The sequence below is a fragment of the Microbacterium sp. UBA1097 genome (genome assembly GCF_002313585.1).
Classification (GTDB): domain Bacteria; phylum Actinomycetota; class Actinomycetes; order Actinomycetales; family Microbacteriaceae; genus Microbacterium.
On the sequence record NZ_DCBW01000046.1, the window covers coordinates 39711 to 52311 of the forward strand.

A 12601-nucleotide genomic window follows, 5' to 3' on the forward strand; every position below is an offset into this window, starting at 1 on the left:
TTAATCGCAACAAACGCAACCACCTGCGTTTACGTGTATTGAGGTGATTTCCGTGTCTCGCGCTGCAGTTGTTGAAGAGACGTACCTTCCCAGCAGGGGAGTCGAGCTTGCCCCTGTGCTGGACTTCCTCACCGCCCATGAGGCCGCCGGTCGGGCTCTTCCCGAGCCGAGGTACTTTCTTGCGGGGGCGCGTCCAGGTGACCAGGTGGAGCTTCCGGAAGAGGTCTACCTCGCTCTCCGCAAGATCGTGGACGCGATGCAGAGCGGGCTTGCCGTGTCAGTTGTACCCCAGACAACACGGCTCACCACCCAGCAGGCAGCGGATCTCCTGAACGTGAGCCGCCCGACCATTGTGAAGCTCCTCGACGAGGGCGAGATCCCGTTCGAGAAGGCGGGAACGCACCGCCGCGTTCTCCTCGCGGATCTCCTCGAATACCGAGAGCGCCGCCGTGAGCGTCAGTACGACATGCTCGCCGCCACGCGCGACTCCGTCGGCGAAGACAACATCGAGCAGACGCTCGAGGACCTGAAAGCGGCGAGGAAGGCAGTGGCAGCGAGGCGGGCTGCCCGACTCTGACTTCGCAGGCTGAGAGGATGGGGTCGTGTTCACGGCGACCCTCGACACCAGCGTGCTGTGGCCGAGCCTGCAGCGTGACTTCCTCCTTTCCCTCGCGGTCGAGGGCGCGTATCGACCGACCTGGAGTTCGGCGATCCTCGACGAGCTCGAGTTCCACGAGGAGGCCAAGCTCGTGAAGCGGGGGATACCCATAGCGGAGGCGGCCAGCCGCGCAGCAACCCTCATCGCTGCGATGCGGCGAGAGTTCGCCGACGCGGAGGTCGAAGGCTGGGAGCCGCTGGAAGGTACGTTCGGGCTTCCCGATCCGGATGACGAGCATGTGGTCGCTGCGGCCGTCATCGCGGGAGCCGGAGCGATCGTCACCGAGAACCTGAAGGACTTCCCTGCAGGCAAGATTCCGCCGGGCATTCAGGTGCTCAGCGCCAGGGAGTTCGCGAAGAACACTGTCGCGCTCAACCCAAGGCATGCACTCGCTGCGGTGCAGGAGATCGCGAGTCGTTCTGGCCGCTACAGTACAGCGCTCACCGTCGAGGAGATTCTCGACATCTTGCGAGATCGATACGGCATGATCGAAGCCGTCGAGATGATGGTCGAAGCCACGTCCGCGTAGTCTCCAGATCGCGTGACTGAAGGGCGAGTGCAGCCACCTGATTTCGCGCCGAACACTCGCCACGTTTCTGCCACGAATCGAACCCGGCCGACCTGATCCAGGAGTACGTCGGCGACGTCAGAATCCGCGGAATCATGCGGTTTGAGTTGGGCTCGATTGTCATTGGCGCGATTTCAAATCCCTCCGTCTCCGCCACTTTTCCTGAACGTAGCTGAGCTGATCTCTTCTCGAAGCGGCATGCGGGCACGATGGAGCATGTGACACATCATCCTCGAGCCGACGAGTGGATTGAGCGGCTGGGACTGCGCGTGCTCGAGGGTGAATCGGGGTGGTGGGCTCCCGCCTTCCGTTCGGATGTGGAAGTCCGAACTGCCGACGGCGCGGCGTCTCCAGCCGCGAACGCAATCTATTACCTGCTCGACCCTCGTCGCCCCATCAACGCGTGGCATTGGCTTGCTGTCGATGACACCCACGTCATCGTCGACGGTGGTCCGGTCGAGTACGTGGTTGTGGATAGCGACGGTGCGGTGACCAGGTCGGTGGTGTCTCGGGAGACGCGGCCGATGATCACTGTCCCGGCCGGATCCTACAAAGCACTTCGACTCGTCGACTCCGCGGGCTTTGCGTTGATCTGTTCAGTTGTCACGCCGGCCTGGACTCCCGAAAGGGTCCGAATCGAACCGCCGGCGCAAATCATGCGGCCCTCATGGCTCGACGACCTCACGATGTCTGAGCTGACGACCGGGAACGTGAGTGCTCCGGGGCGTCCTGACCGGCCGCTGACCTGATCAGGGGTACAAGCCTTCGGCCCGGCGAACTTCAGTCACGTCGCGACATCATCGGCTGTCCGACTCATCAATGCCTCCTCGAGCCGATCGACGAGCAGGATGAAGGCGTCAGCGCCACGCTGCTCTTCGGTGCGTTTGTTGCGTGTTCCTCCGGGGAGGAAGCTGCGCATGTCCTCGGCGTGCAGCTCGGCCGTTATCCATCCGAGCGCGTGCACGAGCGCCGCGCCGCTATCGCCTGCCAGTTTGCCTCCAAAGCTGGTCATGCCGGCGGACTCTTCGGAGTTCTCCATCAGGGCCGTGATCGCTTCGAGAAGCAGTTCGGCGGGTTCGTCTTCCACAAGGACATCAGTGATCGTCATGACGGCACGCTATGTCGTGCATCCGACAGCGATAGAGTTCTTCAGTTTCTGAACACGTTCAGAAAAGCGCTATCGTCGATGTATGGACACCGAGAGGCGGCAGGTCGCCGTGATCGCCGGCGGCAGCGGCTTCGTCGGACGAGCCGTTGTTCAGGCGCTCGCCGAAGACGGCTACGCGGTCCGTCAGATCGGGCGAACTGCGCCGGTCCAGTGGCACGATGCCGCGGCCCTGGCGCGCGCGGTCGACGGTGCAGACGTGGTCATCAACCTCGCGGGTAAGTCCGTGAACTGTCGCTACACGGACCGCAATCGCGCCGGCATCCTGAACTCGCGGGTCGAGACGACGCGAGCGCTGCGCGAGGCCATTGCGACGGCGGAGCGACCGCCGCGGGTCTGGATGAATGCCTCCACGGCGACGATCTACCGTCACTCCACCGATCGACCAAACGCCGAGTCGGACGGTGAGATCGGCTCGGGGTTCTCGGTAGATGTCGCAACGTCGTGGGAGCGCGAGCTCTTCGCCGGCTCGCTTCCCGACACACGCCGGGTTGCGCTGCGGATGGCGATCGTCATCGGCGACGGTCCGGCGACCCGGATGCTGCTGAACCTCGCCCGGTGGGGGCTGGGCGGCACGCAGTTCGACGGATGGTGCCCCCCGCACCACCGCTACCGCGGCATCGGTGACCAACCGACCGGCCCGGCGCGGGCGCCCTGGTACCGCACTCGCGGACGCCAGAGATTCAGTTGGGTGCACACCGACGATGTCGTTGCGGCCGTGCGCTTCATCCGTGACGACCCGCGCATGTCGGGTCCCGTGAACGTCGCCTCGCCCCATCCGAGCGACAATCGCACCCTCATGCGAACGCTGCGCAGCGTGGTCGGTGCGCCGGTCGGGCTGCCCGCCCAGCGCTGGATGCTGGAAGCCGCGATGTGGGTGCTGCGCACCGAGCCCGAGCTGGTCCTGAAGAGTCGGTGGGTCGTGCCGCAGGCCCTGAGCGATGCCGGCTTCACATTCGGGCACACCGACCTGCGAGCAGCGCTCGTCGACGCGAAGGAGGCGATCGATGCCAGCTGAGGTTCGACACACGAAGGGTGAGCGCACCCGTGAGCGCATCCGCTCCGCGGCGCTGCGATCATTTCGCGAGAACGGGTACGACGCGACGACGATCCGGGGGCTGGCCGACGAGCTGGGGATGTCGGTGGGGGCGACGAACTACCACTTCGCGTCGAAGAATCACCTCATCCAGGAGCTGTACCTCGACGTGCAGGAGCGGCACTGGGCCGCGGCTCAGCCGCTCCTCGCCGGCGCAACCGAGCTGATCGAGCGGCTGCGGATCGTCTTCGAGACCGGACTCGACCAGCTCGAGCCGTATCATGCCCACGCGGGAGAGTTCCTCTCGGCTGCGGTGTCGCCCCGGTCGCCGATCAACCCCCTGTCCGCTGAATCGGCAGAGGCTTTCGCGATCGTCGAGGGGCTGTTCGCGGAGGCGATCGACGGCGCGGCACCGACGCGGCTAACCGACGACGTGCGGGAGCGGATGCCGGATGCGCTCGTTCTCGCGCACCTTCTGCTCGCGCTGTTCTGGGTCTACGACACCTCAGAGGGCCGCCAGCGCACGCGGCTCCTGCTCGACAGGTCGCTGCGCCTGCTTTCGGCGGTGCTGCCGCTTGCTCGCCTTCCACTCGTTCGCGGGGCGGTAGCAGAGGTGCTCGCCCTGGTCGGCAGCGTCCGCGCCTGAGGGCCCGCGTCGGTGGCGCGAGCTATCGTGGGAGCGGCCACGAGCAGGAAGAGCGCGCAATGACTGACTTCGCCCGGCGCATGAACGCCATCACGATCGAGCAGCTTCGTGCCACCGGCGCGACGAAGTGGTCGGCAACGGATGGCTCGATCGGGGCCTTCGTAGCCGAGATGGATTTCGGTGTCGACCCGGCCATTACCGCCGCCCTTCATGCGGCGGTCGATGATGGCGCCTTCGGGTACATGCCGCAGCGCATCGCCGCTGATCTGTCGGATGCGACGGCGGGCTTCCTCGAGCGCCGCTACGGCTGGAATGTGCCGGCAAGCGACGTGTGGGGCATCCCAGATGTGATCATGGGCCTCGAACTCGCGATGGAACATTGCTCGGAGCCGGGGTCGAAGATCATCGTCCCCACCCCGTCATACATGCCGTTCCTCATGGTGCCGCCGATGCGCGGTCGCGAGGTCATCGAGATGCCTCTCGCGATTCGCGACGGACGCTACGAATTCGACCTCGACGCGCTGCAGCGGGCGTTCGACGAGGGAGGCAACCTGCTGCTCCTGTGCAACCCGTACAACCCGGTGGGTCGCGTGTTCGCGAGAGACGAACTGATCGGGATCGCCGAGGTCGTCGACCGAAACGGCGGGCGCGTCTTCTCGGACGAGATCTGGGCGCCGCTCGTCTTCTCAGGCGCCACCCATATCCCGTACGCGACGGTGACACCGGCTGCTGCCGAGCACACCATCACGGCCATGAGCGCCTCGAAAGCCTGGAATCTCCCCGGTCTGAAGTGCGCGGAACTCGTGCTCACGAGCGACCGTGACCGCGAGACGTGGGAGCGCATCGGGCGGTTCTCGGGGCACGGCACGAGCAACCTCGGCGCGATCGCCAACGCCGTCGCTTTCCGCAGCGGGGATGCGTGGCTTGCCGACCTCGTGCCCTACCTCGAGGGCAATCGTGATCGGCTGCTCTCGCTCCTTGCCGAGCATCTTCCGGGGGCATGGATGCCGAAACCGGAAGGCACGTACGTCGGGTGGGTCGATTTCCGCGGTGCCGGGATCGACGAGCACCCCGCGGAATACTTCGCGACGGAAGCATCCGTCACCCTGACGGAGGGGACCATGTGCGGCCAGGTCGGCGCCGGGTTCGCGCGCCTCATCTTCGCGACGCCGACGCCTGTGCTCGAAGAGATCGTTCGCCGGCTGGCCGCCGCCCTCTCCTCAGCGCCCGTCTAGGACGACGTCCCCGCAGAGGCGTCGGCAGGTGCGTCGGCGGCGAGTCGCATCCAGGTCTCAACGACGGTGTCGGGGTTCAGGGAGATGGATTCGACACCCTGCGCGAGCAGCCACTCGGCAAGGTCGGGATGATCGCTCGGCCCCTGACCGCAGATGCCGACGTACTTGCCCTGCGCGCGGCACGCCTGAATGGCCATCGACATGAGCTGCAGCACGGCGGGATCGCGCTCGTCGAAGGTGTTGGCGACAAGGCCGCTGTCGCGATCGAGTCCCAGGGTCAGCTGGGTCATGTCGTTCGAGCCGATCGAGAAGCCGTCGAAGAATTCCAGGTACTGATCGGCCAGCAGTGCGTTGGTCGGCAGCTCGCACATCATGATGATCTTCAGGTCGTTGACACCGCGGCGCAGGCCGTTCTCGGCGAGCATCTCGACCACGGCATGACCCTCGCCGACGGTGCGGACAAAGGGGATCATCACCTGGACGTTCGTGAATCCCATCTCGTCGCGCACGTACCGCAGCGCCTCGCACTCCATATCGAAGCAGGCCCGGAAGTCGGGGGAGATGTAGCGGGACGCCCCGCGGTAGCCGAGCATCGGGTTCTCTTCGTGCGGCTCGTAGCGTTCGCCGCCGATGAGGTTTGCGTATTCGTTCGATTTGAAGTCGCTCATCCGGACGATGACCGGTTCGGGTGCGAACGCGGCGGCGATCATCGAGATACCCTCCGCGACGCGCTGCACGAAGAAGTCACGCGGCGACGGGTAGGCGGCGACCCGCTCGTCGATCTGGGCTTGCAGCTCGGCGGGTAGGTCGCCCTCGAGGAGCGCGCGGGGATGGATGCCGATCTGCCGGTTGATGATGAACTCGAGCCGCGCCAGCCCGACCCCCCGGTGGGGAAGGCGCGAGAACGAGAACACCTGGTCGGGCGTGCCGACGTTCATCATGATCTTGACGGGCAGTTCCGGCATCCGATCGAGGTGCGTCTCCTCCTCGGCGAATTCCACCAGGCCCTCGTAGACGAACCCGGTGTCGCCCTCGGCGCACGAGACTGTGACGTCTTGTCCATCGCTCAGGATGCGGGTGGCATCGCCTGCACCGACGACGGCCGGGATGCCGAGCTCGCGCGCGATGATCGCCGCGTGACAGGTGCGTCCACCGCGGTTGGTGACGATCGCTGCGGCCCTCTTCATGATCGGCTCCCAGTCGGGGTCGGTCATGTCGGCCACCAGAACATCGCCCGCGCGGAACGAGTCCATCTGGGCCAGATCGCTCAGCACCCGCACGGAACCCGAGCCGATGCGCTGGCCGATGGCGCGACCTGCCGCCAGGACCGTCCCCGATTCATGCAGGCGGAAGCGGCGGATGACCTTCGCCGACGCGCGAGAGACGACAGTCTCGGGCCGGGCCTGCAGGATGTAGAGCCGCCCGTCGACGCCGTCCTTACCCCATTCGATATCCATCGCCCGGCCGTAGTGCTCTTCGATGACGAGAGCCTGCCTGGCCAGTTCCTCGAGTTCGGCATCCGTCAGCGAGAACCTGGCGCGATCGGCGAGTGGAACATCGACGAAGGCCGTGCTCGCGCCCGCGGCACGACTGTCGGTGTAGCGCATCGCCACCGCTTTCTCGCCGACCGAGCGCTTCAAGACGGCCGGGCGCCCCGCGCGCAAAGCCGGCTTCGAGACATAGAACTCGTCGGGGTTGACGGCTCCCTGCACGACTGCTTCACCCAGTCCGTAGGAACTCGTGAGGAACACCGCCTGATCGAACCCCGACTCCGTGTCGACGGTGAACATGACGCCGGCGGCACCCACATCCGAGCGCACCATGCGCTGCACCCCGGCCGACAGAGCAACCTCGGTGTGATCGAATCCCTGATGCACGCGGTACGCGATCGCGCGGTCGTTGTAGAGCGAGGCGAAGACCCGACGGATCGCGGTCAGGATGTTCTCGATTCCCCCGATGTTGAGGAACGTCTCCTGCTGCCCCGCGAAGGAGGCGTCGGGCAGGTCCTCGGCCGTCGCCGACGACCGGACCGCCCAGGTCACGGCATCCGGATCGGCGTCGTCGTGCAGCAGCCGGTCGTAGGCGGTGCGGATGTCGATCTCGAGGTCCTCGGGCAGCGGGTGCCGCTCGATGCTGGCGCGGATCTCGCCGCCGACGCGCGTGAGGGCTGCGACGTCGTCGGTGTCGAGATCGCGCAAGAGGGCTGCGATCTGGTCGCCGAGACCGTCGTGGGCCAAGAAGCGGCGGTAGGCGTCGGCTGTGGTGGCAAACCCGCCGGGAACCCGCACGCCGAGCGCTGACAGATGAGAGACCATCTCGCCGAGCGAGGCGTTCTTGCCGCCGACGGCTGGCAGATCGGTCATGCCGATCTCGTCGAACCAGAGGACGTTCTTCATGGGTGCTCCTTTGTGAGGGCCGGGAAGGGCTGGGGTGTCAGGCGCGAAGCTTCAAGGTCTGCAGGATGATTGCCGACATCTCCTCGACGCTCTTGGTCGAGGAGTTCAGGAACGGCACGCGCGTGCGGCGATACAGCTCTTCGGCGCGTCGCAGCTCGAGGGTGCATTGCGCGAGGCTCGCGTAGCGCGAATCCGGGCGTCGCTCGTGGCGCACCTGGCTCAGGCGCAGGGGCGTCGTGGTGAGGCCGAAGCAGCGCTCGGCGTGCGGGGCGACGAGCCGCGGGAGTCCATCGGTGGGAAAGTCCTCGTCGGTGAGCGGGTAATTCGCGACCAGGAGGCCGTACTGCAGCGCGAGGTACATGGTCGTCGGGGTCTTGCCGCAGCGCGAGGGGGCAATGATGATGACGTCGGCGAACTCGAGCGCACGCGAACTCTGCCCGTCGTCGTGCTCGATCGCGTACTCGACCGCGCGCATCCGTGCGAAATATGCCTCGGTGTCGCCCACGGTGTGAAATTGCCCGAGCTGCTCGGATGCCGTTGTGCCGAGCGTGCGCTCAAGGTCGGTGAGGTGACCGCCGAGCAGATCGATGCGCGGCGCCGGCGCGGTGTCGAGCACCCGACCGACTGCCGCGTTCTTCATTGTCGAGAAGACGATGGGCGCCAGGCCCGCGGCATCCGCGGCAGCGATCGTCTGTACCACCGTCGCTGCCGCTTCGGCGGTGTCGACAAAGGGAATCGTGTGGCGCTCGAACCGGAAGCCGGGAAAGTTCGCCAACAGGGCGTTGCCCAGTGTCTCGGAGGTGATGCCCGTGCTGTCCGAGACGAAGAACACGGCGCGTTTCGTGCGCGTGTGGTCGCTCAGGGCAGAGGGCATGCCTCGAGGCTAAAGAGATATGTCAGTGCTTACCGCCGCAATTGGCGTCAAGATTGAGCTTTCTTTACGACCCTGCAAACATAACGCGTTCAGACGTGCTCAGCCGGCGAGCTGGTCGAGGTCGCGAAGGTGCCGGTAGGAGCCCTTGAAGTAGAGCAGCGGCTCCTCGCGATGCGACTCCGCCGGGCTCATTCCCACGACCGACCCGATGACGATGAGGTGATCACCCGCTTCGTGCTCGGCCCATGCCTCGCAGTCCACCCACATCAGGGTGTCGGCGATGATCGGGTTCCCCGAGGCGGCAGGTGTCCACGAAACCCCCGCCCACTTGTCGGTGCCGCTACGGGCGAACTGGGTGGCGATGGTGTGCTGATCGTGCGCGAGGACATTCACCGCGAACCTGCCGGTAGCAGCGATCCGGGGGTAGGTCGTCGAGGTCTTCATGACGCTGAACGAGATCAGCGGCGGGTCGATAGATACCGAGAAGAACGACTGGCAGGTGAATCCGATCGGTTCGCCGTTGTCGATCCCCGACACGATCGTGATTCCGGATGCGTAGTGGCCGAGGGTGTCCCGGAACTGGCGGGGAGAGAACGGCACTTCAGGTGTGGCGAGCTGCGACATGGTTTGCTTTCTCTTTCGCCGTCGGTTCAGGATGCCGGGATGTCGGCGCGGAGGGCGCCGGCCAGCGAAGCCACTCGTCGGATATTGCCGGCGTACTCCGCCACTGCCGCGTCCAGGACGTCGTCCACGCGCTCCATCTGGCTGAGGGCCAGGTAGAAGCCGCGTCCGGGCACTGTTGCTCCGAGCTCCACCAAGAGGGGAGACAGTGTGAAGGTCGGCCCCATCGCGTGCGTGAAATCCGCGCCGGTGTGGAGCGGGATTGCCGTGACACCGGCGAGCCCATTCGCGGGATACCGGTCGAGGAAGGCCTTGAGCAGCCCGGTGTAGGTGGCCTTGTAGGTCGGCGAGGCGAAGATCGCGAGGTCGCATTCAGCGACTGCCGCGTTCAGCGCCCCCATGGTCTCCGACGGCCACGCGAAGATCTCTGTGGTGTAGTCGGCCAGGTCGATCACCTGCGCCTCGAACGTTCCGGGGTCGAGAAGCTTCTCGAGCAGAAGTTCGGCGATCTTGCGGGTTCGCGACGCCGGCTTCGGGTTGCCGACAACGACCGCGACTTTGAGTGACATGACTCTCTCACTTCCATACCGATGAACAGGAAGGGATGAGTCGCCGCACCACACCGCGAGAGGGGACGTGGAGCGAACGACATCTCCACACGCCCCGGGATCTTGTGGCCCAGTGCGCCCGCAACGGCTTACGCTGCACATCCATTGTGCACACATTCGTGTTTCGGTCGCGTAAACCGCCCCTCACAGCGCCCGGGTACGTCGATCCTGGGCCGCTCCGAACCACGTCAGGGTATCGGGGATGCAAGACTGGCGTCCCATGGGCATCCTGGCAACTGTCGTCAACGTGTTCGTCGACGAAGCAGGAGATCACGGCAATCCGCTCGGAATCGTGTGGGCATCGAAGGCCACTCGCGGGCGTGAGCAGGACATCGCCGCAGACCTCGGCTTCAGCGAGACCGTGGTCATCGACGCGGTGGAAGGGCGCACTGTTCGGGCGCGAATCTTCACCCCGAAGCAGGAGCTGCGTTTCGCCGGGCATCCCACGGTTGGTCTTGCGGCCTGGCTTCGCGCGGCGGGCGACGACATCCGCCATGTCGCCGTGCCCGCCGGATCTGCGCGAGTGCGGGCGGACGGCGAGTTCACGTGGATCAGTGCCGACGTGGACTGGGCGCCGGAGTTCGAACTCGAACAGCTCGACTCGCCGGACGAAGTCGACGCCGTCGACCCGGATGCCTACACCGAGGGCATGCACTATGTCTGGGCGTGGCTCGATGAAGAAGCGGGGAAAGTGCGCACGCGGATGTTCGCGCCGGGGCTCGGCATCCGTACCGATGAGGCGACCGGGTCAGCAGCGATCCGGCTGACTGCAGCGCTCGGCCGCGACCTGCAGATCGAGCAGGGAGCAGGTTCGAGGCTCGTCACGCACCGTCGAAACCTTGGCCGCGAGGTCGAGATCGGTGGCCGGACGACGCCGGGGCGCGACGTCGAACTCGCGTGACACGCATGGCGGCTGCCAGCGCTGCGCTCAATCGTGGGGAAGGAGCATCGGCACCGCCCGCAGGAACGCCTGTTCGTCGAACTCGTTCAGCAGAACCCGCTGCAGCACGAAACCGGGAATGAGACTGAGCAGGACTGGTGCCGTGGCGGTGCTCCAGGATGCCGGGTCGGCGATGCGTTCGGGATGAGTGCGTGCCCAGGCCAGCAGGCTGTCGCCGACAGTGGCGCGAAGGCTGCCGAGGGTCGACTCGATGAGGCGGCGCATCCCGGGATCGACGCTGGCTTCCGCCCAGATCTGGAGGAGGACGTCCATCGGCATCTGGGTGCGCACCCCGTGGATCAGTGTGAGGGCGATCTCGGCGGGTGAGAGCGGGTGCTCGCGCGCCGCGCTCTCCACGTCAGCGCGGCGTTCCTCCAGCAGCCGCGACGCGACAGCGAGGACGAGGTCCTGCTTGCTCGCGAAGTAGCCGTAGATGGCGCCCGCCGAGAGGCCCGACTCGGCGATGATGTCGGCCATCGACGTGCGCTGGTACCCCGATCGCGCGAAGCAGCGCAGGGCCGCATCGAGGATCTCGGCTCGACGGGCGTCGCGCCGGGCCTCGCTGATCTTCGGCATCCACCCTCCTCTTTCGCCCCGCGTCGAACGGGTCTTGCCAGAATAGGCGGTCATCCTCATAATAAAGAACGAACATTCGTTTTAGGAGGATCGATGACTCATTCATCCACGACAACCGATCCCGGGCTGTCCGCTCCGACACCCTGGTCGCGCGCACTGGGCGTGGCTGTGGTCCTGTCGCTGGTCGTTGGAGTGATCCTTCTGCTGTTCGCCTGGCCGGCCGTGACAGCCTCCCCGCAGAACCTTCCGGTCGGGGTCGTCGGCGACGACGCTCAGGTCACGCAGGTCGAGGCGACGGTGTCGGAGAAGGCGGAGGGCGCCGTCGCCCTCACGCGCTACGACTCCCGGGATGCTGCCGTGGCTGCGATTGAGCGTCGGGAGAGCTACGGCGCGATCGTTCTGGGTGCCAGCCCGACAGACGCACCCGAAGTGTTGACGGCAAGCGCGGCGAGTTCGACCGTCGCGCAGATGCTCAACGACCTCGCGCAGAGCATGCAGGCTGTCATTGACGAACAGATCCGCTCCACGGTCGAAGCGCAGATCACTGCCGCACAACAGGAAGTTGCCGCCCGCATCCAATCCGTCCTCGAAGCAGTCCGAAGCGGACAGACTCCGCAGATCCCTGAGGCTGGATCCTCCGGGTCGGTGCAGATCCCGGTCGTGACTGTCACGGTCACCGACATCGTGCCGTTCGCCGCGTCCGACCCGCGAGGCGCCGCACTGGGTGTGGCATCGTTCCCCCTTGTCCTCGGCGGGCTCGCCGTCGGAATCGTCTCGACGCTCGTGGTCCGAGGCAGCGCGGTCAGGCGCGTGACGACCGTCGTGGTTGCAGCAGTCGGCGCCGGTCTTGTGCTCGCCGGCATCCTGCAGGGGTTGTTCGGCGCCCTTCAGGGCAGCTTCTGGCTCAATGCCGCAGCGTGCGCCGCGACCATCGCGGCGATCGCGGCGACAGTGACCGGGTGCGCAGGACTGCTCGGACCGGCAGGCGTTGGTCTCGGCGCTGCCTTCACGATGCTGTTCGCTAACCCGCTCTCTGCGGCAGCGATTCCCGTCGAGTTCCTCCTCCAGCCGTGGGGTGCGATCGGTCAGTGGCTGCCGCCGGGCGCTGCTGCAACTCTTCTGCGGTCGCTGTCATACTTCCCGGATGCGGCAACCGCACAGCAGTGGACCGTGCTTCTGCTGTGGGCGGCTGGCGGGCTCGCACTGACGCTCGTCGACCTCCCAGCTCGCAGGCTGCGGGCGGGCCAGACCGCGGCCGAACACCCGCTGACCGTTTAG

The 12601-nt window shown here is 66.1% G+C and carries 14 protein-coding genes; 8 read left to right on the forward strand and 6 right to left on the reverse strand.

The window, feature by feature from the left end:
• Positions 1–52: 52 nt before the first annotated feature.
• From B4F19_RS11010 to B4F19_RS11020, 3 genes are all read left to right on the forward strand, one after another.
• Complete coding sequence (locus B4F19_RS11010; RefSeq protein ID WP_228178421.1) at positions 53–577, forward strand: helix-turn-helix domain-containing protein; 525 nt, start codon at positions 53–55, stop codon at positions 575–577.
• A 25-nt stretch (positions 578–602) separates the two neighbouring features.
• Positions 603–1187, forward strand: a complete 585-nt coding sequence (locus tag B4F19_RS11015) for a PIN domain-containing protein (protein ID WP_228178422.1) — start codon at positions 603–605, stop codon at positions 1185–1187.
• A 257-nt stretch (positions 1188–1444) separates the two neighbouring features.
• Positions 1445–1975: a cupin domain-containing protein gene (locus tag B4F19_RS11020; RefSeq protein ID WP_228178423.1), complete on the forward strand. Its 531-nt coding sequence runs from the start codon at positions 1445–1447 to the stop codon at positions 1973–1975.
• A 35-nt stretch (positions 1976–2010) separates the two neighbouring features.
• Here B4F19_RS11020 and B4F19_RS11025 read toward each other — a convergent pair whose 3' ends face one another.
• A complete protein-coding gene (locus B4F19_RS11025) occupies positions 2011–2334 on the reverse strand; it encodes a DUF222 domain-containing protein (protein ID WP_292734892.1) in 324 nt (107 codons plus the stop codon).
• Between the two features lie 82 nt (positions 2335–2416).
• Here B4F19_RS11025 and B4F19_RS11030 point away from each other — a divergent pair, with 82 nt between their 5' ends.
• Genes B4F19_RS11030 through B4F19_RS11040 form a run of 3 tightly spaced genes read left to right on the forward strand, consistent with a single transcriptional unit; the run spans position 2417 to position 5308 of the window.
• The gene (locus B4F19_RS11030) at positions 2417–3409 is read left to right on the forward strand and encodes an epimerase (protein ID WP_292734895.1); all 993 of its coding nucleotides are present in this window, start codon (positions 2417–2419) and stop codon (positions 3407–3409) included.
• Positions 3399–4073 (forward strand): TetR/AcrR family transcriptional regulator, encoded by a 675-nt coding sequence (locus tag B4F19_RS11035; protein WP_228178426.1) that lies wholly within the window; start codon positions 3399–3401, stop codon positions 4071–4073. Before B4F19_RS11030 ends, B4F19_RS11035 begins: the two co-directional genes overlap by 11 nt.
• Positions 4074–4132: 59 nt before the next feature.
• A complete protein-coding gene (locus B4F19_RS11040) occupies positions 4133–5308 on the forward strand; it encodes a MalY/PatB family protein (protein ID WP_292734898.1) in 1176 nt (391 codons plus the stop codon).
• Here B4F19_RS11040 and ppsA read toward each other — a convergent pair.
• The 4 genes from ppsA to B4F19_RS11060 all read right to left on the reverse strand — a co-directional run bounded on the left by ppsA (position 5305) and on the right by B4F19_RS11060 (position 9768).
• Positions 5305–7704, reverse strand: coding sequence for a phosphoenolpyruvate synthase (gene ppsA, locus B4F19_RS11045; RefSeq protein WP_292734900.1), 2400 nt, complete (start codon positions 7702–7704; stop codon positions 5305–5307). The genes B4F19_RS11040 and ppsA overlap by 4 nt on opposite strands.
• Positions 7705–7741: 37 nt before the next feature.
• Positions 7742–8578, reverse strand: a complete 837-nt coding sequence (locus B4F19_RS11050; protein WP_292734903.1) for a pyruvate, water dikinase regulatory protein — start codon at positions 8576–8578, stop codon at positions 7742–7744.
• Positions 8579–8677: 99 nt separating this feature from the next.
• Entirely contained in the window at positions 8678–9202 is a 525-nt protein-coding gene (locus B4F19_RS11055) for a flavin reductase family protein (RefSeq protein ID WP_292734905.1), read from the reverse strand.
• Positions 9203–9228: 26 nt separating this feature from the next.
• Positions 9229–9768 (reverse strand): NADPH-dependent FMN reductase, encoded by a 540-nt coding sequence (locus B4F19_RS11060; RefSeq protein WP_292734908.1) that lies wholly within the window; start codon positions 9766–9768, stop codon positions 9229–9231.
• A 241-nt stretch (positions 9769–10009) separates the two neighbouring features.
• Between B4F19_RS11060 and B4F19_RS11065 the strand changes: the two genes are divergently transcribed.
• Positions 10010–10708, forward strand: a complete 699-nt coding sequence (locus tag B4F19_RS11065; RefSeq protein ID WP_292734912.1) for a PhzF family phenazine biosynthesis protein — start codon at positions 10010–10012, stop codon at positions 10706–10708.
• A gap of 27 nt (positions 10709–10735) precedes the next feature.
• Here the strand turns inward: B4F19_RS11065 and B4F19_RS11070 are convergent, their stop codons facing one another.
• The gene (locus B4F19_RS11070) at positions 10736–11323 is read right to left on the reverse strand and encodes a TetR/AcrR family transcriptional regulator (protein ID WP_292734915.1); all 588 of its coding nucleotides are present in this window, start codon (positions 11321–11323) and stop codon (positions 10736–10738) included.
• Between the two features lie 93 nt (positions 11324–11416).
• Between B4F19_RS11070 and B4F19_RS11075 the strand changes: the two genes are divergently transcribed.
• The gene (locus tag B4F19_RS11075; RefSeq protein WP_292734918.1) at positions 11417–12601 is read left to right on the forward strand and encodes a hypothetical protein; all 1185 of its coding nucleotides are present in this window, start codon (positions 11417–11419) and stop codon (positions 12599–12601) included.

Coding starts and splice junctions, on each gene's coding strand:
- B4F19_RS11025 (WP_292734892.1), bottom strand. CDS start 2,334: ATGACGATCACTGATGTCCTTGTGGAAGACGAACCCGCCGAACTGCTT.
- B4F19_RS11030 (WP_292734895.1), top strand. CDS start 2,417: ATGGACACCGAGAGGCGGCAGGTCGCCGTGATCGCCGGCGGCAGCGGC.
- B4F19_RS11035 (WP_228178426.1), top strand. CDS start 3,399: ATGCCAGCTGAGGTTCGACACACGAAGGGTGAGCGCACCCGTGAGCGC.
- B4F19_RS11040 (WP_292734898.1), top strand. CDS start 4,133: ATGACTGACTTCGCCCGGCGCATGAACGCCATCACGATCGAGCAGCTT.
- ppsA (WP_292734900.1), bottom strand. CDS start 7,704: ATGAAGAACGTCCTCTGGTTCGACGAGATCGGCATGACCGATCTGCCA.
- B4F19_RS11050 (WP_292734903.1), bottom strand. CDS start 8,578: ATGCCCTCTGCCCTGAGCGACCACACGCGCACGAAACGCGCCGTGTTC.
- B4F19_RS11055 (WP_292734905.1), bottom strand. CDS start 9,202: ATGTCGCAGCTCGCCACACCTGAAGTGCCGTTCTCTCCCCGCCAGTTC.
- B4F19_RS11060 (WP_292734908.1), bottom strand. CDS start 9,768: ATGTCACTCAAAGTCGCGGTCGTTGTCGGCAACCCGAAGCCGGCGTCG.
- B4F19_RS11065 (WP_292734912.1), top strand. CDS start 10,010: ATGCAAGACTGGCGTCCCATGGGCATCCTGGCAACTGTCGTCAACGTG.
- B4F19_RS11070 (WP_292734915.1), bottom strand. CDS start 11,323: ATGCCGAAGATCAGCGAGGCCCGGCGCGACGCCCGTCGAGCCGAGATC.
- B4F19_RS11075 (WP_292734918.1), top strand. CDS start 11,417: ATGACTCATTCATCCACGACAACCGATCCCGGGCTGTCCGCTCCGACA.